The following is a 20,933-nucleotide window of genomic DNA, read 5'->3' as shown; positions in this document are numbered from 1 at the left end:
TGTCTTTCCGATCCTGCCGGACCTGAGAAACATATTATGGGACAGGACTCCTTTAGCCCCATACCTCATAAGGTAAAGAACAGGTGTGTAAATGAAAAGAAATACATTTACACACCTGTTTTTATTGGGGGTTTTATTATGCTGCTCTTATAATTCACTCATCTTATCCAGTATCAGATGATAAAACTCCTCGTCTGTCCCTGCCTTTTCCAACGTTTCCAGGATCACACCGTCTTTCAATAGTATGATCTTCTGACAATATCCCGCCATCTTCGGATCATGGGTTACCATCACGATCGTCTTTCCATACTCCTCATTGATCCTGGTCAGAGCATCAATCACGATCTTACCAGATTTAGAATCCAGGTTTCCTGTCGGTTCATCTGCCAGGATCAGCTCCGGGTCGTTGATCAGCGCACGGCAGATCGCACATCTTTGTTTTTCTCCGCCTGACAGCTCATAGGGATCCTTCCCCAGCAGGTGGTCGATCTGAAACTGTACGGCAAGCTCCTTTGCCTTTTCGGACATGACCTCTGACTTTTCCTTATTCAGGATCATCGGCAGCATGATATTCTCCTCCACTGACAGACTGTCCATCAGATAGAAATCCTGGAACACAAACCCGATCTGTTTTCTCCTGATATCAGCCAGCTCGTCCGGATGGAGTCCGTTTGTATCCTTACCCATGAACTTTAAGACGCCTCCGGTCTGCTTATCGATCAATCCCAGCACCTTTAAAAGTGTCGTCTTGCCGCAGCCTGACTTCCCCATCACACCTACGAACTCCCCTTCCTTCACATTGAAGTTGAGCCCCTTTAACACCTTAATCTCATCCTTTGCGCCGCTAGGCGTCTGCTTCTCATAATTCCTGATCAGCTCTTCCACTTGTAATACATTTACTTCTCCCATTCTGCCTGCCTCCATATTAATTTCTTTACCCATAGATACCAGATGATCCAGATACCAATATAGATAAGATAAACCACAGCCCCTGTCAAAAGAAAGCTTTTAAGTGCCGCTGCATTATACAGCCTTGCCCTGACACTGAGCCCTCCGAAAATGATTCCTCCACATGTTCCAACAATAAGCGGCAGGACTACAAATATCTTCATCTGTCCCGTCAGTGCCGCTTTACGTCCCTTCTCCCTCAGGCCGAGCTTTTTCAGGAATTGATTCTGCCATTTCAGCTCCCCTGCCTCCGACTCAAACTTCACATAATACTGGAAGAGTCCCATGATCGACAACAGGATAACAATAAAGAAATAAACCAGTTTCCTGAAGAAGATTTCTGCCCCGGTATCCACGATCATCTGCTGTTTCCCATAAAATGGAAGGATGGCACTGTCCCAGGTCCTGTCAAATGCATGTTTTTCGATCAGATAGTCCATATCCCTGAGCATCCCTTCATATTCCTTTTCCGGCACGCTGATACATAGAAGCTGTGTGGGGCCCTCTGTCATATTCGAGGTATGGGTGTATGTATAACTGTTCCACTCATCAGAATCAGCAGCCTTTCTTAAGCTCCACTGCTTCTGATTATAGGAGGATATCCTTTGATATTCTCCTTCAAAATAGGTATCGTTGAATACGACCAGATTATCCTCCATTCCTTCATGGAAAACTCCGGTAAGGCTGTCCAGCTCCTCACTTTTGATCTTTCTTTCCGGAAAGATCTTTTCATATTCAGCAGTCATATAGCTCATCAGAGGCTGACCGATCCTGAGCATTTTATGAACTCTGTTAGTATCCCAGTCAATCGTATGCGCTTTGGCCGACAGATCCTGCTGATATACCACATGGATCTCGTCCCCCGTCAGATCAAGCTTCTCGGGAGTCTTTCCCCGGGCCTTTTTTAAGGCGCGGTATGTAGATTCTGAGATCGCAATGTGCTGCCCCTGGGGCCATTGAACCGGACGGACACCGCCCCACTGCATGTTCGGTGCATCGGAGCCATAGATCGAGGTGATCCGAAGCATCGGATATACCTGCATCCTGGCGTCATGATCCTGTGCAATCTCTTCCAGTTTCTGCATATCCGCGTCATAAGCCGTACAGACGATATCATAGGGATAGAGCTTTGGAATGTCCTGTCTGAGGAGACCACCTGTCAGCTGAACTGCAAACACACCCAGGATAAACAAATGTATTACGGACAGATAGAACAGATTCCAGGTACTCTTTTTATAGCGGTAATAAAGCGGGCGGCGAGACAGCAGGCTTCGGTAATACCTATCCTTGCGGCCCTCAAGCCTGTTCAGATAAAAGCGAATCCCTCCCAAAAGGAGCAGATACAGCCCCAATACCGTAAAGATATGGAGAAACATCGTCTCTGCCCAGCTTCTGGACCAATAGAGCCGAATGCTGATCAGACACAGGAGCGCGCCTGCCGCTGCCAGTAAAGGTGCATGCTTTTTCCCGCGTTTCTCCTTCTGCACCTCGGCAGTCATATCCATGGATCTTGCCAGGTTCAGCACGTTTTCCTGATTAAAACCAAGCGACAAAAGGACGATGATCAGATATCCCAGGCTTCCCATTCCAACTGTTTTTCCACTGATCGCGGATGCCAGATTCACCACGACCCCATTATTCGTAAGACCACTCTGCCAGATATCTCTTACCAGATAGGATATCGCACCTCCTGCCACTGTTCCCACGATACCAGACAGGATCACATTTGCAGCAAACACGATCCCAAACATCAGATAAACGGTCCTGCTGCGCATCCCCAGGATGACAAGCAGCCGGTTTGATTTTTTCTGGTCTTTGATATAATGTGAAATGATCATGGTCATCATCAGGATACTTAAGAGAGCCATCATAAGCCCGGTCTCCCGGAAAATCCGTGCAAGACCAAATCCAAAGGCAAAGTCTTCCTCTCCATGCACCTGTGAGATCAGCCCATACATTGTAAACATAATATACATAAATGCAGATGTAAGGATGCAGCCCGCTGCCAGGATCATCTGTCCCTTTTTTCCATAGACCGCATTCTTGCGGATCATCCTGAAAAATTCCTCCGGGTATCTCCCCGGGAAATGCCGTACCCGCCTGATGGCATCTTTTTCGGCAAGCTCCCGTGCCTTCTGCTCTTCATATGCCCTGTTGATCGCCTCACGCTCTTCGATCCAGCGCGCCCCCATATAATCAAAGATCAGTATGATGATTCCGACAAATGCATAAGGCTGTAAGGCGAACCCTGCCGACACAACATACAGGACAAGTCCCACTCCCGGCAATACCTCAAAAAATCCGATTTTCCTGCCGCTCATAAGCCAGAGTGAGCGGATGAAATATAGGAGGTTCGCAATCAGACCACAAAATGCACCGGCCCAGTGGACACGAACTCCCCAATTAGCATCTGTAAGCATTCCGTCCCGGATCATGTAAATAAGATCCCACAGGCTGCAGAATCCTGTATCTGTATTGAACTTACAAAACAGCACGGAAAAAAATACCACTATCCCACATATTACCTGAAACCTTCTTGCCTTCCTCACCGCATTCATAAAATCTCCCTCCCTGTTCTTTTAATCATAAGTGAGGTGTATGCCTCCGTCTAACGGTGGTAAGATCCACCAGTCTCACTTTGTTTCTCTTTCCGGTTATTCCCTTTTACTTAATTCCTATCTTATTCCTTTTTTATACTTTATACAATGGATATTGCGTGAATGATGCTTTTTCCTGTGCCAATAAAATAGAATCCCGTAGTAAATTCTGATTCTTTGTGCTAAAATAAAGGAGGTTTCGGCTGCCCCATTCAATGGCTCATCTTTCAGGGCCTGTTCATGGGTGCAGTCTGACAAAGTGCGATTGCTGATGAAAGGAGAACATACTATGGCAGTCATCCGACCCTTTCGCGGCGTGCGGCCGAAAAAAGAACTGGCTTCTTCTATTGCCGCATTGCCTTACGATGTTTACACCCGAGAAGAAGCAAAAAAAACGGTGGATTTAAATCCGTTTTCTTTTTTAAAGATCGACCGCGCGGAAACACAATTTTCCACTGATATAGACATGTATTCCCAGGCTGTTTATGACAGGGCCCAAGATACCCTTGAGGAAATGAGAGCAGACGGTTCTTTCATCCAGGATGAAACGGACTGTTATTACATCTATGCACTGACCATGAACGGACGGACTCAGACCGGACTGGTGGGCTGTGCATCCATCGACGACTATCTGGAGGGACGCATCAAAAAGCATGAGAATACCCGCGAGGAGAAGGAGCTTGACCGGACCCGGCATGTAGATACTTTAAGTGCACAGACCGGACCGATCTTCCTGGCTTACCATGCTCGTCCTGAACTGTCCCGGATCATGGATGCAGTAAAATTGACGGCACCGCTGTATGATTTTACAAGTGAGGATTCTGTGCGGCACCAGGTCTGGAAAATTGGAAGCGAAGATAATATCAGGGATATCCACCGGATTTTTCAGGAAATCGATCATATTTATATAGCAGACGGCCATCACCGTGCCGCTTCCGCCGTGAAGGCAGGATTAAAACGCAGGGAACAGCATCCCGGATATACCGGGAATGAAGAATTCAACTTTTTCCTATCCGTTCTGTTTCCCGCTGAGGAGCTTCATATCTACGATTATAACCGAGTGGTTTCGGATCTCAACGGTTATACCTTCGACGCTTTTCTGGATCTGCTGCGAAGCGGATTTGAAATAACCGAGACGGGAAAGACTCCTTACCGCCCCTCCTGTAAAGGAGAGATCGGCCTGTACGGAAATGGTTCCTGGTACTGCCTGAAGGCAAATCCATTTCTATTTTCAGATGATCCGGTCAACAGTCTGGACGTATCCATTCTGCAGAATGTAATCCTGGGTCCTCTTCTTCATATCCGCGATCCGAAGACCGACCTAAGGATCCGTTTTGTGGGAGGCATCCGGGGACTGGACGCTTTAAAAGAGGCTGTCGATACTGCCGGAGAGGGAGCTGCATTTGCTATGTATCCGACTTCTATGGAGGAACTGCTCAGAGTTGCCGATGCAGGACGGCTGATGCCCCCTAAGTCTACCTGGTTTGAACCAAAGCTGAGAAGCGGGCTTTTCATCCACCCGTTTGAACGATAAAATTGATGAGATATTGAAAAAGGAGATGTATTTATATGGAAAGAAATGAACCGTGCTGGTGCGGAAGTGGGAAAAAATACAAAAAATGCCATATGGCGATCGAAGAAAAGATGGCTCTCCATGCCGCAAGAGGTGAGATTGTCCCAAGCCGCAGGCTTTTAAAGACCCCTGCCCAGATCGCGAAGATCAAAGAAAGTGCTGCACTGAACACCGCTGTCCTGGATGCTGTGGCAGAGCAGATCCATATCGGAATGAGTACCGAGGAGATTGATAAGATCGTATATGATGTCACCACGAAACACGGAGGGATCCCTGCACCGCTCAACTACCAGGGATTTCCAAAGAGTGTGTGTACCTCACTCAACAACGAGATCTGCCACGGAATCCCGGATCCTGATATTATCCTGGAGGAAGGGGATATCATCAATGTAGATGTATCTACGATCTTAGACGGCTATTTTTCTGACGCTTCCAGGATGTTCAAGATGGGAAAGATCTCCGAACGTGCCGAACGGCTGATCAGGGTCACAGAGGAATGCGTGGAGCTGGGCCTGGCTGCTGCCAAGCCTTGGGGACATTTGGGTGATATCGCGGATGCCATCAACACCCATGCAAAGGCTCATGGATATTCTGTTGTGGAGGAGATCGGGGGGCATGGGATCGGATTAGAGTTCCATGAGGATCCATTTGTCAGCTATGTCACACCTAAGGGAAGTGAAATGCTTTTGGTGCCGGGCATGATGTTTACGATCGAACCGATGATCAATGAGGGAAGTCCTGATTTCTTTGTGGATGAGGATAACGACTGGACCGTATATACGATTGACGACGGACTGTCCGCACAGATCGAATACATGGTTCTTGTCACAGAGGATGGGATAGAAATATTGACAAAATAAAAAGAAACCTGCAGCGTTCTTAAGTCCGGGCCACTTTGCATAGTGTGCCCCTGTGCTTCAAACGCTGCAGGCTTTTTATTTTATAACCGTTCTCAATTCAATGATTCCTGACGGACCGCATCCTACGCAAACTTTCTGACCCGCAGTTCCACTCCCAGGGATTCAGCCAGCTCTCTGCTTGCCTGGATATCCTCTTCTGAAAGAACATCCACCACCGTCATTTTCACCTGTGGGATCACCCCTTTACATGCCGATGCGAAATCCAGCATCCCCTCAAATGCATCTTCAAACCTGGGCCGTGTCACGTCCATATACGCCTCTTTTGTAGGTGCATTCAGACTGATCGATACCGTATCCACCACTTTTGCAAGGACAGGGACAATATCCTTTTCATGGTAAAGATTTCCCAGTCCATTGGTATTGACCCGGATAGAAACGCCATATTTCTCTTTCGCATATTTGGCGGATTCGATCAGATTCTTAAGCGCACAGGTCGGCTCCCCATATCCGCAGTATACAAGCTCCGTATATCCGGTGAAATCAAAATCATCTAATGCTGCTATGATCTCATCTAATGTAGGATCAACCTTGTGCCACAGCGTCTCGGCATCCCCCACTCCATCCTCGTGGCTGCGGATACAGAATCGGCATCTGCAGTCGCACAGATTTGTAATATTTGCATAGACTTGATTTTTATATGTATATAAGATATCTGCCATTTTTTCTTCCTCTTTTCCAATTGATCTTGCATCATTCATTCTTTCCTCAAAGATCCTAAAGTTATCCACAGTTAAAACCCTTGTTTCCATTCTTATTCACACATATGCAGCATCCTTTGTGTCTTACTCTTCAAGTGTGCCTTATCCATCGCTGCTGCCAGAAGCAGGAAAATCAACGCACTTCCTCCTGACTGTACTGCACTTCCCGCGATGGATGCCAGAGGCGCGATAAAGGAGCCAAATAAAATGCCTTCTGCCAGATAGTATCCTGCGGCAGAGATAACCGCTGCCGCAAATGGCGCCGCAATATTTCTCCGGGTCAGGATCCTTCCCTCTTTGCTTGTAAACGGCAGCGTAATCAGCATTTTAATAATTATGGTTGCCGGAGCCCACATCGGTGCAGTCAGCAGATCCGCCATACCTCCGCCTATTGCAGCCGCACTTAAGGCGTACGGCCTCGGAAGAAAGACAGCCGCCATATAGATCAACGCATCTCCGAAGTGGATATAACCGCCGTTTGCACCATATGGAATATGGCAGATATACGCCGTCATCACCGTGATCATCGCCGCAAATAAGCCTGTCATCGTCAATTTTGATGTGTTATGCTTCATCCTCTTTGCCCTCCCTTTTTATTCCGGATATCTCTTCTCTCAGGCTTTCGGCTGCTTTGTCAGCATCCCAAGAAATTGTTCATAATTGACACCGTCATTACGCGGTATCTTCTCCTTCACCGAATCCACGATGGCACGCTCAATAAATTCTCCTGCCAGATGGATACTGTCCTTAATCCGATCCCCTCTTGCGATCCCCGCCGCGATCACAGAGGCAAACAAGTCTCCGGTTCCCGAATAGCTGCCTCCAACATAAGGAAATGCAGACAGCTCCGCCTGTTTTCCTGTAACAGCCAGATTCCCCATTTTCTCGATCCCGTCTTCCTCATCCTGAAAATGTATTCCTGTAACCACAACCGTATCAGGACCTCTTTTGATCACATTTCTCGCCATCTGCTCCACTACCGTCAGCAAATGCTTCTCATCCGTCAGACTTTGGATCATACGGTAATCCGTATCTGTCAGCAGGCATAATTCTGTCAAATTAGGAGTAACCGCATTGGCCTTATACACCAGCTCTCTCATCAGGCTTAAGAGTCTGTCGGTAAACATCGCATATACCTTTCCATTATCTCCCATGACAGGATCAACCAGAAGAAATGTATTCTTTTTGCAAAATGTATCCAGAAAACAAAAAATATTTTCAATCTGTTGTTCGCTCGCTACAAACCCGGTATAAATTCCGTCAAACACAGCTCCCATCTTCTCCCATTCCTGCCTGAAATGTTCCATTTTATCTGTATAGTCATCACAGAAATAACTCGGATACCCCGTCTGCGCACTCAAAACCGCCGTCGGAAGCGGACACGGCTGCACCCCCATTGCCGCGATCACAGAAATTGCGGCTGTCAGAGAGCATCTCCCAAACCCGGATAGATCATTGATGACTGCAATTTTTTTCGTCATAGTATAACCTCGTTTCTCTTTCACTTGCATGCAATGATATCACAGAAGTGGATTAGTCTAAACGTCCAGTTGTGAACTTTTTGAGCAGACCAGTTTATTTTCAGCATGTTGTCTAATTGTTATTCTCCAATCACTATGATATACTTTCGCTTAAGGATATCGAAAAGCATTCGCTTTTCTTTTTCTGACCGGTAATTCACCGGGGTACCCAATTTAAACTGTTGTGATTACAAGAGAAGCATAATAAACAAATATCTTAATCCTATTTGAATTCCTCACTAAAATTTCATTTCTATTACGTCATATTGGTGATTAATAGCTTATCTATTCCGCCTCTGACTGTAAGACCATTCTTAGCAGACATTCCACTAAGATTTCATCACATTTTCACCAGAAAGGAGATGATTACTCTGCTTCTTCATTGCCAAACACACAGGAAAATATTATAATTAAAGGAGAACTATATGGAAGAAAACGAAAAATTAAATACTCAGATGCCACAGACATCTACAGAGAATATCAGCGCACTACTGGCTCCACTCCAGAACCTAAATCTGATGGATGACTACCTTTTTGATGCCGCCACGGTGGATCTGGAAGCCTGCAAGATCATTTTGGAGCTTTCCCTGGGAATCAAGATTCAGAGGATCTGCTGGAAAGAAGGACAGAAGGTGATACATAACCTTCCCGGTAAACGTGGAATACGAATGGATTTTTATGTAGTGGACGAAGACGGCAGAATTTTTGATGTAGAAATGCAGAAACGCAATGTAGGAAATATTCCTAAGAGAACGAGATTTTATCAGGCACTCCTCGATGCCCCACTTTTGGAAAGCGGTGAGATAGGCTTTGATCATCTAAACCCAACTTATATTGTTGTGATCTGCGGATTTGATATCTTTGGGTTAAAGAAATATCGGTACACTTTCGAAAATCTATGTCACGAAGCCCTGCCCCAGCCTCTTTCCTTAGGTGACGAGTGTAAAAAAGTCATTCTAAATACCAAGGGAGAAAATGATGAGGAGGAGGAACAGTCACTGATTGATTTTCTGCACTATGTAGAGCACAGCACAGATGAAAGTATCCCGGATGGCTGTGATGAAAGGCTGCGGCATCTGCATGAAAAGGTTAAACATATTAAATCTAGTACGCAGATGGGAGTTGATTATATGAAAATGGAAGAACGTGACAGATTGCTTAAGGAGGACGGCAAAGAAAGCGTCAACCGCCTGATTCAGATTTTAATAAAGCAGTCCCGTACTGATGAGATTGAAAGAGCTGTCACTGATAAAGCTTATCAGGATCAATTACTTAAAGAATTTCATCTACTATAAAGATTGATACGCAAAGATATATTCTCCCTCTCTATTGCTCTACGACAAACGACATAAACTAAAGGGATGAGCCCCCGCCCTGCAGCACTATACAAGAGTCCTGCCCGGATCGCTCATCCCTTTTCTTTATCCTCTAATACCTACCATGTTTCTTAACTAATCTCCGATATATCCGGCTTTCTTAAGCTCTTCCTCTGCTTTCGCCAGGTTCGCATCTGATACACGGATGATCGGTCCTGTACAACCCATACCGCTCTCAGCGTAAACGCCGATCTTCCAGAGTGCCTGAACGCCGTCTTCCAGGTCCATGATCTCGATTCCCGGAATCTGCGCTGTAACGATCTCCTTTGGTGGTGCTGTTACAACTTCCTGTGCTGCTGCCGGCTTATCATTTGCCTTTCTTGCAGCAAGGATATCTGCCAGTCCTGCTTTGTTTGCTGCTTCAAATTCTTTTGCAGCCACTTCGAAGATCTTTCCTTTTACCAGCTGAGCCGCATAACGGATTGCTCCTGCAATAAGCGGTGCTCCTGATGCACGTGAGATGATCATGACGAGCTGGTCATAGCCTTCCCCGATTCCAGGTCCATATCCGTATCCGGATGCCTCATAGCTTCCGCCTGTTGTGAAGGAGGACAGCATCTTGATCAGGATATTTCCTGATAAGGAATCACATACCATGATGTCCGGTGTTCCCTGGAGAACATCGTTCCCTCTCATGACACATCCGCCGTCTGCTCTTTGAGACTCTGCAAATGTGATGTCATAGCCATTGTCTCTTAACTGCTTTAACGCGATCTCTGTCTGGCGTGCGCCGTCTACATTCAGGATTCCCACTGTCGGGTTTGCTTTTCCACATGCTTTTGCAGCAATGATACCGTAAATTGCATTCTTGATCATGCCTTCGATGCGGTCAGCACTGGATGTACCTGTGGTTGTTGCCACATACATTTCACGTCCCTTTCCTGGTGTCACTGCACGTCCTACAGTAGAAACACCGATCGGGAATGGATAGTGCATGGTCACAGCCCCGTCCACTGCCTTCTCTTTCAGAAGATCTTCCATTTTCTTGTGGGCAGCTTCCTCATCCTCAACCTTCACGGTGATCACCTGTCCGGTTGAACTTGGATCTTCTTCTGCCTCTAAAGTACCAATATAGTATACATCAATTCCATCTTTTGCGGCTGCAACTGCTGCTTCCATCGCATTTGCTTCGCCATGCTCGCTGCCCATGCCTGTCAGTGCGATCTTCGGTTTTTTACCGAATGATCCTGTCTCCAGACCCTGTGCCATCTCCAGGAAGGTATCAGCGATCATTTTCTGAATATTGTCTGCCATTATCACTGCCTCCCTTACTCTGCTAATAAAGAAGCTGCAAATTCCTTCATAGCTTTTGCGATCATTGTCTTTACTTCATCCTCAGAAACGCCTGCTTTCGCTTCTTCCTCAGCAGCTGTGTTGCCATGCATTACGAAGGATACACCGTCAAATAAGTTGGTCATTCTTCCAAGGAACAGACTTCCCTTTCCGATGATCATTGCATTGTTTACTTTTCCTTCTTTGATATCATCACATGCAAATCCGATGTATGGTACGCCTGACGGGATATGTCCCTGTGTCGGAGCCCATCCTGTAAGTCCGTGTGAAGTTGTGAAGTCTGCAAGACCCTTTCTGTCCAGTTCGCCGCGTTTTACTGCCAGCGCACCGATCATCTTATAGTTTGCAAGTGGCACATCTCCTGCTCCGGCCGGTTTTGTGATGTCCGGGTTCTGCAGCTCTGGTGCAAATTTATCAATATCTGTGATCTTCATTCCTGCTCTGTCAAGCGGATCAGATACAAGGCTTCCGATAACAGCCTGCGGTGCACTTCCTGTTCCTACACTGTGGCGTCCTAACAGACTTAAGTCGATCTCAGGGCTCACTCCATCGTTCTCGGATACAACAACTGCGAATCCGCCCAGGCAGTCCTCTAAGATCGGAAGGCCTTTTTTGATATGGTCTTTTCCGTTCATGCCTAATTTAGCAGTACATCCTCCGGCTGTTACGACTACAGTCTTATAAGCTCCGGATTTTACGAGTGCTGCTGCTTCGATCATTGCATGTACAGGAGCAGCGCAGAATCCTCTTACGTCAGAACCGGTTGCACCTACAAGTCCGGCTACCTCTGCTGCTGCCTTTGCGAAGTTTCCGCCGCCTCTCTGGTTCATATCACCGCATGCCTCCTCAGCACAGTCGATGACATACTCTACATCTGCTTTATCGATGCCTGCATTGCGTACTGCATAGAGAAGTGCAAGAACACTGGATGCCTTGCTCATCAGGTTCTCATGCATAACATGTGCGGATAAGTTCACATCAATGTCATGGGCAGGCTTAATACATCCTACCAGCTTATTCTGGAAATATAATCCCTCTGCGTGGTCATTGTTTACATAACCTTCGATCTCAGAAAGCTCAACACCTTCCTGGATCTTCTCTGCGATGTCTTCTGAAATGATCGGGTTCTTTGCAAATGCATCTTTATACTCTGCAACGAATCCCTTTTCCAATTTTACAACTTCGAACATATCACATGCCTGAACCAGGAATAAGAACTCTTCCTCCGGCATGATCTCTCCGAATTTACCATAACGGTCTGCATTCTCTTTCTTCTTGTCAAACCATGGGAACTCGACACCTGTCAGCTCGTCAGGATGTACGTTTCCGATATAGGTCTGGTTCGGCCAGTAGGAAACTGCATCCTCATAAGAACGCAGATGGTTTGGTACTTCCTTTAAGTACTCTGATTCCGGATTCACGATCTTCTCTGTTGTCTGTGTTGTACCATTATATAAAACCATATCAGGAGTATGTACTAATACATAGCTTGCCCCTTTAATTACACTGTTCATTGGTTTTCCGCCTTTCTTAAGCTTTCAAAAATTTTAACTGTGATATACTTAATCAAATGGATGTTATCTTGGTTACATAGGAAGAAGGCAGGTCCTTAACGGGTTCGCTTAAGACCTGCCCTCCATTACTCGTTCATTCGAACTTGCACAGTAAATAAACTCTGCTAGGTGTTCCTAATTGAATTTACAGTACTGGTCTCTGATAGCGGTCATTTCGCTGATAATATCATCTACATCGAGTACCATTTCCATCATGCTGATCTGTTCGTCATAAACGTCTGCGTCAAATTCATCCTTCATCTCTGGTTCACATACGTGATATACCTGAAGTCCAAGCTGGACTCCTGTCAATGGACCTGCAAAAGTTGGGTCACCTGCTGTTACAGTTTCTGCTGCAAGACCTGCAGCTTCACCCTCTGCAGCACCGAGAACTACTACTAAGTTCTCTGCACCGTATTCGTCAGCAAATTCTTTTACCCTCTTCTGATTCTCTAAGTCCATTGCGCCTGCGCTCGTTCAGACAAAGCACTCCGTTGATGAAAATACGATTTCAGCACCAGCTGTTTTTACGCATTCTGCGATAGCCGGTCCCGGAATTCCATCACGGTCTCCGATAATTATTGCTTTTTTTCCTTCTAAAATAGCCATAATTATTCATTCTCCTTTCTTTTAAGTTATATCACTCATCTTCTATACTACCCGTATCTGCCCAAACCCGGACATTGACCGGCAGTAATCTTATCTATGATTCAGAAACCACCTGATTAGATGTATTTCTTAATCATCGCCTCAATGCTCTCCGGAGTAGCGTCATCTTTTACTACTTCGTCGATCTTCTCTCCATCTTTATAGATCGCCATAACAGGAAGTCCAAGAACTTTCTGAGCGATCGCAAGACGGCGTGCCTTTGTTGTGTTCAAAGATGTAAATTTCATCTTGTCACCATATGTGTCTGCAAATTCATGTACTTTTGGCATCAATGCCTGGCATGGTACACATCCGTCTCCGTAGAAATCTACGAATACATATCCTTCTGCTTTTAACACTTCTTCTTCAAAATTGGTCTTGTCTAAATCTAACACTGGTCTGTACCTCCTCTTTCTTATTTGAATTTAAAAATAATCTGACATGCTTCTCTCAACCTGAACGGCTGCGATGGCACCGTCAGCAGCTGCTGTAACAACCTGTCTTAAACTCTTAATGCGGACATCACCTGCTGCATAGACTCCTGGGATATTAGTATGCATATCTTCATCTGTCTTGATATATCCTCTTTCATCCATGTCGATGATCCCTTTGAAAATATCAGAGTTCGGAACAGTTCCGATAAATCCGAACAGACCAAACATTCCGTCATCCGGGTCAGCCTCTACTTTTCTTGTCTCTCCGGTCTTTACATTCTTAACGATCATTCCCTGAAGGATGTCGTCTCCGTAGATCTCCTCTACAACAGAATCCCAGAAGAACTCGATCTTCGGATTCTTAAATGCTTTTTCCTGGATGGACTTCGCTGCGCGCAGCTCATCACGTCTGTGGATGATGGTTACCTTTCTGGCGAACTTTGTGAGGTACATTGCTTCTTCGACTGCAGAATCTCCGCCGCCTACTACATATACTTCAAAGTCCTCGAAGAAATTGGCATCACATGTTGCACAGTAGGATACACCCTTGCCCATGTATTCCTTCTCACCCTTGCATCCGATCGGTCTTGCATGTGCACCAGTTGCAATGATGACATTCTTAGCCTGGTATTCAGCTTTTTCGCTCTTTAAGACTTTCACATCGCCTTCAAGCTGTACTTCTTTGATCGTATCTGACACACGCTCTGCGCCGAATTTTTCAGCCTGCTGTGTCATTCTCTCGATCAGAGACGGGCCTGATTCACCCTCTACGATCTGTCCCGGATAGTTCTCGATCTCGTCTGTGATCGCGATCTGTCCTCCGTCCTGTCCCTTTTCAATGATCAGTGTGGACAGACGGCTTCTGCCTGCATACAGTCCTGCTGCAAGTCCTGCCGGGCCTGCTCCCAGGATGATTACGTCATAAATCTTGCTCATAACGAAGTTACCTCTCCTTCATGGATATCTTATCCGGAATACCTCCGGCGGAGCCGGCCGCTTATCAACCGGCTCCTTAGGAGTTTGTCCTGATAATCTTATTTTACTCGAAAACTTTCTGTCCGTCTACTTCAGTTGCTAAAGCATCTAATGCTTTTTCAACAATCTTACGACGAAGTGCTTTTTCCTCATCAGCCTTCAAAGCCGGATTGCCGAGAGGATGTGGGATAGCGATAGCCGGTACGATTCTGTTAGCACCAACTGTTAAGGAGATCGGGGTTACTGTACAGATATGTACAACCGGGATTCCTGCTCTTTCCACTTCTTTCACCATCGTTGCACCGCAACGAGTACAGGTGCCTCACGTGGAGGTGAGGATTACTGCATCCACGCCGTCTGCAAGCAGTTTCTGTGAAAATTCAGCAGCAAATGCTTTTGCATTGGCAACGGCTGTTCCGTTCCCCACTGTTGTGTAGAATTTATTGTGAAGCTCTCCGATCACGCCTTCTTTTTCCAGGTCGCGGAGAACATCAACCGGCAGAACTCTGTCAGAATCCTGGTTTGCATATACAGGATCGTATCCGCCGTGAGCTGTCTCATAAGTCTCTTCTGTCAGGTCATATACATCTGTAATATCATACTCACCATAGTGAGATGCACTGGAGCTCTCGATATGATCCGGGTTACCCTTCGGTACGATACCGCCTGATGTAACAAGAGCGATCTTAGCATGAGCTAAGTCTTTAACTGCCGGATTCGGATCTACTCTGTCGAAGTCAGGCATTGGATACTCTGTTACATATGGCTTTCCGCCCAGCTTCTTAAGAAGCATATTTACAGCTCTCTTGGATCCTCTTTCGCTCTCAAAGAAGTTTACACGGATACCGTTCGGCATATATCCTTCTTCTGCGGATGCACCGATCGGCTCACCTTTTGCAAGCTTTAATGCCAGAGGTGCCATCTTTGTAACTGCATCTCTCATACCAGCTGCATTGTTCTTTGTTGCGATCATGTAAACCTGGTTCTTAAACATATCAGCACCAGGGTTCTCTTCATACATACCTGTTAATGCAGGAATTCCGAGTTCTTCCTGAACAGCAGCAGCGATCGTAGCACAAGCCACACCATAACGTCCTGCGTTAAATGCCGGTCCTGCAACGAATACATCCGGTGCCTGCTCTTTTACCATAGCAAGGATGTCTGCTTTTGCTTTCTCAAGATTCTCGTTAAAATATGAGTCACCGCACACGATCGTTGCGATAATCTCTGCTTCGTCCTTGAAGCTTGCTGTCAATGCCATACCCGGTCCTACAATTTCGCCAACGCGAATCTCTGCCGGATAATCAGCTTTTTCCTCTCCGCCGATCTGTGCGAAGAATTGATTGATATAATGAACAACTTTAATTTTAGCCATTTTCTTCTCCTCCCCGCTTATCTTGCACTCAGCTTGTTAAAGCCAGTTTCATTCGTTGCACCTGTAAGAACCTGAATCTCAACCTCTAAGCTTCCGTCTTCGTGGAGAGTCTCTTCACTTGCACCTGCAATCTTGTTCACATAGTCTAATGTACCGATCACCTTGTCCAGCTTCGGAAGAATGATCAGCTGGTTTGCATTACCGCCTGTGATAACAGCATCTGCTGCCGGATCTGCATCTGCAAGAGACTGGGACTTACCGTCACGTCCTGCATACTCATCGGTAATGATAACTGTCTTCACGCCTTCTGCCTCAATCTTCTTGCAGTTGAGGATCAGGTCTGTATCCGGGTTACCAAATCCTTCCTGGGATACGATAACGCCGTCTAAGTCAAGCATCTTACAAAGCTTTGCTGTCCAGTCAGAAGAACGAAGCTTATCAGCTAAGTAAACGTTCTCGTTTGTAATGATCTGGCATACAAAGTTGATTGTCTTGCCGTGCTCTTCGAATAAATCATGTACAACAGGGTTGTTTAAGTGTACATAAGTCGGGTTCTTGTCACAGGCAGATACACAGTTTCCTGATACGATCGCGCCGTCCATGATCTCTGTAGGGCTTAAGATCGTAGGAACGATCTTCTTAGCATCTACGCCGTATACATATGTATCATGCAGCAGTCCCTGGCTCTGGAGCATCTGTACATAAGCAACTCTCGGAAGGTCAGGATACTTCTCAATTCCTTCTTTGATGGTGCATGTCTCATATACCTTTGTCTCATCCGGTGTCAGTTCACGTGCTAATTCTCCAATATAAACTGCAACTTTAAATCCTGCAAGTCTAACTGCCTTCTCATAATCGTGAGGCTCGATACCCTCTACAGGCTCACATACCATAACCAGGTTCACTGTCTTAGAAAATGGTGTGTAATCAGCTCCAGGACCTGTCATATCAATGATACCTTCCTGGAATCCAACGATCTTACCTGCTGTAACAACAGCCATTCCCTTTAAAGCATAAGTCTTGCCTTCTCCGACTGTATCAGTCTTAGCAACAACTCCCGGGAAGATTCCTCCTCTTCCTTCTACCTTTACTCTTGGTTCGATAACGTCCTTAACCGGTGTGATTCTTACGGATTCGCCCGGTCTTGCAATGTCAAGTGATACACTCTTAATTTTTTCCTCCTCCAGAGCTACTGCCTTTACAGCCTCCTCGGATACATAAAGGACTCCGTCTTCGATCTTTGACTCCGGTCCGAACTGGATATCCTTAATGTAAATGTGTCCCATTTCTAATCTCACTTGTCATGCCCTCCTCTCAATGATTATAATTAATTTTTTAGTTTCCGTACAATTTTAACAATTCAAGTTTTTTGAATCTTCCACACACCTACGCTCCATGAAAGGTCCCGCGAAGGCATGCCTGGCTTTACGCCTACCAGGCGTCAGCCGATGATAATCCACTCTCCAACAGTGTCCAGTCGATCAATTGAAAATCTTTGTACACCTCAGGACTGTACTTATCCGATCTGAACTCGAACTTCGCGCAGGCCTGTATGGCACTTTCAATGATCTTGACGGACCATTCATCCATCTTCTCCTTTCTTTCTGTTATTAAAATTGATTTGTATGGTGTTTCATTCGGTTTTACACTTCCCGAAAGAGGATGTGTTAAAAGCCGGTGACCATCGTGGATTCTGTCTCTAGCCTCTTTTAAAATCTCTTCATAAGAGATCTCTTTGTATATGACTTTGTGCTCATCTTTCAGTTTTTCAAAAACAAGTGGATTGTTTGTTATCACTATGTAGCTGCATTTACTCATCCGATCCATCTTCTCCTTTTCAGTTCTTTCCAGGAAATTTCCTTTTAGAATAAAAAAAGACAATTTAAACACACATGTGTGTAAATCGTCCTCCTTCCTGTCTTTTTGCCCTGATCATTCGTTTTAAAAAAACTCTCAGCACAAGATTCAGAATGTGGTACGTTCTCCAGTCCTTTTGCCTGAAAGTTTCACCCACATGCGTTCACCCTCGCATGTGCGGCTTGCCTCTTCGGCGGTTGAATTGATCAACTCTCTCTTAGAAAACATCATCCCACTATACAGTTTACTTATAGACAACTAGAACCCGTTCTATTGCCTGTTTCTATAATAACCAATTGTTAAAAATTTTGCAACCTCTAGTTTGCGATTAAATGAATTTAGTGTTTTTCCACAAAATCATATGTGATTTTTTGTTAAATCTGTTGTCCGGGATTTACCTTTTATTTAAAAAGGTACTGGAAAGACGTTGTTTTTACTCCGCCTATTCCAGTACCCTTCTTTATGCCCTGATCCTATCCCAGCTTTTTATTCCGGTACTCATTGGCCGACATCTCTGTACATTTCTTGAATACCCTTGAAAAATGTGCGATATCCAGAAACCCGACCATCTCTGCCACATCTCCCACCCGGAGAGAAGGATCTTTGAGCAATTGTTTTGCTTCTTTTACCCTGATTTCGTTTAGAAGTTCACTAAAACTTTTCTTTGTATGCTTATTGAGGAGTTTACTCAAATGCCACTGGCTTACATACATCTTATCTGCCAGCTCCGAGAGGGTGATCTTCTCAGCGTAATGGCTTTCCATATATTCCAGCGCATTCTTGACGATAAAGCTTCCGGCTGTCCCTTCCGAATCTTTTGCCTCGGAATCGTCTCCGTTTTGTGCAGCCTCTTCCTTCGCCTCTTCGGGGTGTTTCTTCTTCAATTCTGCGACCATAAACTGGACTGCCTCTTCCAGCTCCGATAAGTTCGACGGCTTTAGCAGGAATCTGCACACACCCAGCCGTATCGCTGTCTGTGCATAGTCAAAGTCCCGGTATCCGGTGAGGATCGCGATCATTGCATCCGGCTGTTCCACCCGGATAGCGGCGATCATTTTCAGACCGTCCATCCCCGGCATGGCAATATCGGAGAAGATGATGTCCGGCTTTAGCTCCCGGATCACATTCACACCATCCAATCCGTCATAGGCAGTTCCCGCCAGACGGCAGCCGTACTCTTCCCATTTGATCACACGGGACAAGCCCTCCACTATGATCGGTTCATCATCGATAATCACAACCTTGTACATAATCCCATCCCCATAAGTCAACTTTTATCCTGGTGCATCCTCTGATACTTCATATCATCCTTCGGTATTAAGGATAACACCGGCTCTTCTGTATACCTTTAACCCTTGATCGCACCTGCAGTCATACCTTTTATGATATGCTTCTGTAATATAATATACACGATGATGACCGGAATGACAACCAGTGCAACTGCTGCTGCCATCAATCCATAGTTCGTACCCTCCATAGCAGTCAATTCATTTAACAGACGTGTGATCGCTCTCTGCTCCGGCAGACGCAGCAGGAACATCTGAGTGAACAGGTCGTTGTAGCTCCAGAGGAAGGAGAAAATTGCAACGGTGGCAAAGGATGGCTTTGTCAGAGGCATCACGACCTTGAAAAAGATCTGATATGCATTACAGCCCTCCATGTAGGCTGCTTCCTCCAATTCGATCGGCAGCGACTTGATGTAGCCGCTCAATACCACGATCGCAAAGGACAGATTGCCTGCAATCTGGGGCAGTGCCACAGACAGAAGGGAAAGCCACAGGTTATTTGTGTTGGCGATGTGCATGGTGTTCAGCATTCTAAAGACCGGAATAATGGTGGAGAATACAGGGAACATCATACCTGCAATGATCAGCGAGTAAACAAATTTTTTCAGCCGGAAGCTGTAACGGACGATCGCAAAGGATGCCAGTCCGGCCAAAAGCACAACGACAAGTGCTACAGTACAGGATATGATGATACTGTTCCGATAAGCACTGAAAATGTTCAGACGCTCAAAAGCAGTCTTATAGTTTGATGTTGTAAACAGGTCTCCCAGCGGCAGAGCGAAGGAATCTGCCAGGATCTCATTTTTCGCCTTAAAGGAGTTCATGATGATCCAGAAGATCGGGTAAATGGTAGTCAGTGCCCAGAAAATGAGAATCGCATAAATGGCGATCATTCCTGGAGATACGTGTTTTTTCGTTTTTGCTTTCATGCTGATCCTCCTTTCTAATAATCTGCCTCTTTGAATACTTTGTTGACGATCTTTGATGTTATAATTCCCAGGATTACGATGACAACTGCAATTGCGGAGCTGTAGTCTACGTTCTTGGTGTTAAATGCCTGGTAGTACATATAAGTTCCGGTCAGCCAGGTCTTGCCGAGAGGCATTCCTTTCGGGAACATCACCCATGGGAGGTCAAAGACCTTCAGGGCTCCGGTCACGGCCAGAACTACACAGGTACAGATGACGTTTCTTAACATCGGCAGGGTAATGTAACGGATACGCTGCCATCTGGTCGCACCATCGATGGATGCAGATTCATACAGATCCTCAGGTATATTGTTCAGCCCTGTGATCAGGATGACGAAGTAGAATCCCACATACTGCCACATCACAGGAAGCAGCATGATCACCAGTGCGTGTGCTGTGTCTTTCCAATCTGTCAGTGTTCCTTTTCCCAGCATCTCAAGGAGCTGATTGACCATTCCCTTATCATACAAAAAGATCAGGTTGAACATCAGACCTAACGCAGTTGCGGAAATAACGATTGGGAAGAAAAATACGGTACGGAAGAATTTGGCTCCCTTTTTAATATTGTCAACCATCAGTGCAAGGACAACTGCGATCCCCACCTGGCCGATGATCGTTACGACCATCATGATAATTGTGTTTAAGATTGCGGTCCGCATATTGGGGTCATTGAACATTTTTACATAGTTCGAATACCACGGATCGTTCCATCCCTTGCTTGCCGCCCCCAGACTGACAATCTTCTGAAAGCTGTTCAGTATATTTTTGACAAAAGGGTAATAGAGAAACACGACCATGAATATAAATGCCGGTATCAAGAACACAAATAGCGGCTTTTTGTTTCTATATATATTAGATTCCATAATTTCAGCCTCCTGCTTCCTCATGAAAAACCGGAGGCGCCTTTTACGA

At 45.7% G+C, this 20,933-nt stretch carries 19 protein-coding genes and 1 riboswitch; of the genes, 3 read left to right on the top strand and 16 right to left on the bottom strand.

The annotated features are described in order from the left end of the window. Positions 1-147: 147 nt before the first annotated feature. Together AC4OGX_RS17435 and AC4OGX_RS17430 are read right to left on the bottom strand one after the other, a co-directional pair. Positions 148-909 carry an ABC transporter ATP-binding protein gene (locus tag AC4OGX_RS17435; RefSeq protein WP_493331932.1) on the bottom strand — a complete coding sequence of 254 codons (762 nt, stop codon included), beginning with the start codon at positions 907-909 and terminating at the stop codon, positions 148-150. Continuing rightward, on the bottom strand, positions 897-3,506 hold the full coding sequence (locus AC4OGX_RS17430; protein WP_493331931.1) for an ABC transporter permease: 2,610 nt from the start codon (positions 3,504-3,506) through the stop codon (positions 897-899). Before AC4OGX_RS17430 ends, AC4OGX_RS17435 begins: the two co-directional genes overlap by 13 nt. A 328-nt stretch (positions 3,507-3,834) precedes the next feature. On the opposite strand from AC4OGX_RS17430, the gene AC4OGX_RS17425 reads away from it, so the two are divergent. Both AC4OGX_RS17425 and AC4OGX_RS17420 read left to right on the top strand, forming a co-directional pair. Beyond that, the gene (locus AC4OGX_RS17425; RefSeq protein WP_493331930.1) at positions 3,835-5,079 is read left to right on the top strand and encodes a DUF1015 domain-containing protein; all 1,245 of its coding nucleotides are present in this window, start codon (positions 3,835-3,837) and stop codon (positions 5,077-5,079) included. 35 nt (positions 5,080-5,114) lie between these two features. Beyond that, entirely contained in the window at positions 5,115-5,978 is an 864-nt protein-coding gene (locus AC4OGX_RS17420; protein ID WP_493331929.1) for a methionyl aminopeptidase, read from the top strand. Positions 5,979-6,100: 122 nt separating this feature from the next. Here the strand turns inward: AC4OGX_RS17420 and AC4OGX_RS17415 are convergent, their stop codons facing one another. The 3 genes from AC4OGX_RS17415 to AC4OGX_RS17405 form a co-directional block, all read right to left on the bottom strand. Beyond that, positions 6,101-6,697: a TIGR04100 family radical SAM protein gene (locus AC4OGX_RS17415; RefSeq protein ID WP_493331947.1), complete on the bottom strand. Its 597-nt coding sequence runs from the start codon at positions 6,695-6,697 to the stop codon at positions 6,101-6,103. A 92-nt stretch (positions 6,698-6,789) separates the two neighbouring features. Continuing rightward, positions 6,790-7,311: a TIGR04002 family protein gene (locus AC4OGX_RS17410; protein ID WP_493331928.1), complete on the bottom strand. Its 522-nt coding sequence runs from the start codon at positions 7,309-7,311 to the stop codon at positions 6,790-6,792. 39 nt (positions 7,312-7,350) lie between these two features. Continuing rightward, positions 7,351-8,217, bottom strand: a complete 867-nt coding sequence (locus tag AC4OGX_RS17405) for a pyridoxamine kinase (RefSeq protein ID WP_493331927.1) — start codon at positions 8,215-8,217, stop codon at positions 7,351-7,353. Positions 8,218-8,681: 464 nt separating this feature from the next. Here AC4OGX_RS17405 and AC4OGX_RS17400 point away from each other — a divergent pair, with 464 nt between their 5' ends. Next, complete coding sequence (locus tag AC4OGX_RS17400) at positions 8,682-9,551, top strand: Rpn family recombination-promoting nuclease/putative transposase (protein ID WP_493331926.1); 870 nt, start codon at positions 8,682-8,684, stop codon at positions 9,549-9,551. Between the two features lie 156 nt (positions 9,552-9,707). On the opposite strand, the gene grdD is transcribed toward AC4OGX_RS17400, so the two are convergent. From grdD to AC4OGX_RS17345, 11 genes are all read right to left on the bottom strand, one after another. Continuing rightward, entirely contained in the window at positions 9,708-10,886 is a 1,179-nt protein-coding gene (gene grdD / locus AC4OGX_RS17395; RefSeq protein WP_493331925.1) for a glycine/sarcosine/betaine reductase complex component C subunit alpha, read from the bottom strand. A 14-nt stretch (positions 10,887-10,900) separates the two neighbouring features. After that, positions 10,901-12,439 carry a glycine/sarcosine/betaine reductase complex component C subunit beta gene (gene grdC, locus AC4OGX_RS17390; RefSeq protein ID WP_493331924.1) on the bottom strand — a complete coding sequence of 513 codons (1,539 nt, stop codon included), beginning with the start codon at positions 12,437-12,439 and terminating at the stop codon, positions 10,901-10,903. A gap of 174 nt (positions 12,440-12,613) precedes the next feature. Further along, positions 12,614-13,087, bottom strand: coding sequence for a glycine/sarcosine/betaine reductase complex selenoprotein A (gene grdA / locus AC4OGX_RS17385; protein WP_493331922.1), 474 nt, complete (start codon positions 13,085-13,087; stop codon positions 12,614-12,616). Positions 13,088-13,203: 116 nt separating this feature from the next. Next, a complete protein-coding gene (gene trxA / locus AC4OGX_RS17380) occupies positions 13,204-13,521 on the bottom strand; it encodes a thioredoxin TrxA (RefSeq protein ID WP_493331921.1) in 318 nt (105 codons plus the stop codon). 30 nt (positions 13,522-13,551) lie between these two features. Then, positions 13,552-14,496 (bottom strand): thioredoxin-disulfide reductase, encoded by a 945-nt coding sequence (gene trxB / locus AC4OGX_RS17375; protein ID WP_493331920.1) that lies wholly within the window; start codon positions 14,494-14,496, stop codon positions 13,552-13,554. Between the two features lie 103 nt (positions 14,497-14,599). Continuing rightward, positions 14,600-15,910 (bottom strand): glycine reductase complex selenoprotein B, encoded by a 1,311-nt coding sequence (grdB, locus tag AC4OGX_RS17370; RefSeq protein ID WP_493331918.1) that lies wholly within the window; start codon positions 15,908-15,910, stop codon positions 14,600-14,602. 17 nt (positions 15,911-15,927) lie between these two features. Beyond that, a complete protein-coding gene (locus AC4OGX_RS17365; protein WP_493331917.1) occupies positions 15,928-17,208 on the bottom strand; it encodes a glycine/sarcosine/betaine reductase component B subunit in 1,281 nt (426 codons plus the stop codon). Positions 17,209-17,341: 133 nt separating this feature from the next. Next, positions 17,342-17,800 (bottom strand): GrdX family protein, encoded by a 459-nt coding sequence (locus AC4OGX_RS17360; protein ID WP_493331916.1) that lies wholly within the window; start codon positions 17,798-17,800, stop codon positions 17,342-17,344. An 85-nt stretch (positions 17,801-17,885) separates the two neighbouring features. Then, positions 17,886-17,997, bottom strand: a riboswitch (glycine riboswitch). A gap of 243 nt (positions 17,998-18,240) precedes the next feature. Beyond that, complete coding sequence (locus tag AC4OGX_RS17355; protein WP_493331914.1) at positions 18,241-19,017, bottom strand: response regulator transcription factor; 777 nt, start codon at positions 19,015-19,017, stop codon at positions 18,241-18,243. 98 nt (positions 19,018-19,115) lie between these two features. Beyond that, the gene (locus AC4OGX_RS17350) at positions 19,116-19,982 is read right to left on the bottom strand and encodes a carbohydrate ABC transporter permease (protein ID WP_493331913.1); all 867 of its coding nucleotides are present in this window, start codon (positions 19,980-19,982) and stop codon (positions 19,116-19,118) included. 14 nt (positions 19,983-19,996) lie between these two features. Further along, positions 19,997-20,884 (bottom strand): carbohydrate ABC transporter permease, encoded by an 888-nt coding sequence (locus AC4OGX_RS17345; protein ID WP_493331912.1) that lies wholly within the window; start codon positions 20,882-20,884, stop codon positions 19,997-19,999. Between the last annotated feature and the right edge of the window lie 49 nt (positions 20,885-20,933).

This window comes from Faecalicatena sp. (assembly GCF_058819085.1).
The sequence above is the reverse complement of the archived record's forward strand: the minus strand, read 5'-3'. Positions and strand labels throughout refer to the sequence as shown.

What these genes read in the sequence shown, in the direction of transcription:
- AC4OGX_RS17435 (WP_493331932.1), bottom strand. Translation starts at nt 909, where the DNA reads ATGGGAGAAGTAAATGTATTACAAGTGGAAGAGCTGATCAGGAATTAT.
- AC4OGX_RS17430 (WP_493331931.1), bottom strand. Translation starts at nt 3,506, where the DNA reads ATGAATGCGGTGAGGAAGGCAAGAAGGTTTCAGGTAATATGTGGGATA.
- AC4OGX_RS17425 (WP_493331930.1), top strand. Translation starts at nt 3,835, where the DNA reads ATGGCAGTCATCCGACCCTTTCGCGGCGTGCGGCCGAAAAAAGAACTG.
- AC4OGX_RS17420 (WP_493331929.1), top strand. Translation starts at nt 5,115, where the DNA reads ATGGAAAGAAATGAACCGTGCTGGTGCGGAAGTGGGAAAAAATACAAA.
- AC4OGX_RS17415 (WP_493331947.1), bottom strand. Translation starts at nt 6,697, where the DNA reads ATGGCAGATATCTTATATACATATAAAAATCAAGTCTATGCAAATATT.
- AC4OGX_RS17410 (WP_493331928.1), bottom strand. Translation starts at nt 7,311, where the DNA reads ATGAAGCATAACACATCAAAATTGACGATGACAGGCTTATTTGCGGCG.
- AC4OGX_RS17405 (WP_493331927.1), bottom strand. Translation starts at nt 8,217, where the DNA reads ATGACGAAAAAAATTGCAGTCATCAATGATCTATCCGGGTTTGGGAGA.
- AC4OGX_RS17400 (WP_493331926.1), top strand. Translation starts at nt 8,682, where the DNA reads ATGGAAGAAAACGAAAAATTAAATACTCAGATGCCACAGACATCTACA.
- grdD (WP_493331925.1), bottom strand. Translation starts at nt 10,886, where the DNA reads ATGGCAGACAATATTCAGAAAATGATCGCTGATACCTTCCTGGAGATG.
- grdC (WP_493331924.1), bottom strand. Translation starts at nt 12,439, where the DNA reads ATGAACAGTGTAATTAAAGGGGCAAGCTATGTATTAGTACATACTCCT.
- trxB (WP_493331920.1), bottom strand. Translation starts at nt 14,496, where the DNA reads ATGAGCAAGATTTATGACGTAATCATCCTGGGAGCAGGCCCGGCAGGA.
- AC4OGX_RS17355 (WP_493331914.1), bottom strand. Translation starts at nt 19,017, where the DNA reads ATGTACAAGGTTGTGATTATCGATGATGAACCGATCATAGTGGAGGGC.
- AC4OGX_RS17350 (WP_493331913.1), bottom strand. Translation starts at nt 19,982, where the DNA reads ATGAAAGCAAAAACGAAAAAACACGTATCTCCAGGAATGATCGCCATT.
- AC4OGX_RS17345 (WP_493331912.1), bottom strand. Translation starts at nt 20,884, where the DNA reads ATGGAATCTAATATATATAGAAACAAAAAGCCGCTATTTGTGTTCTTG.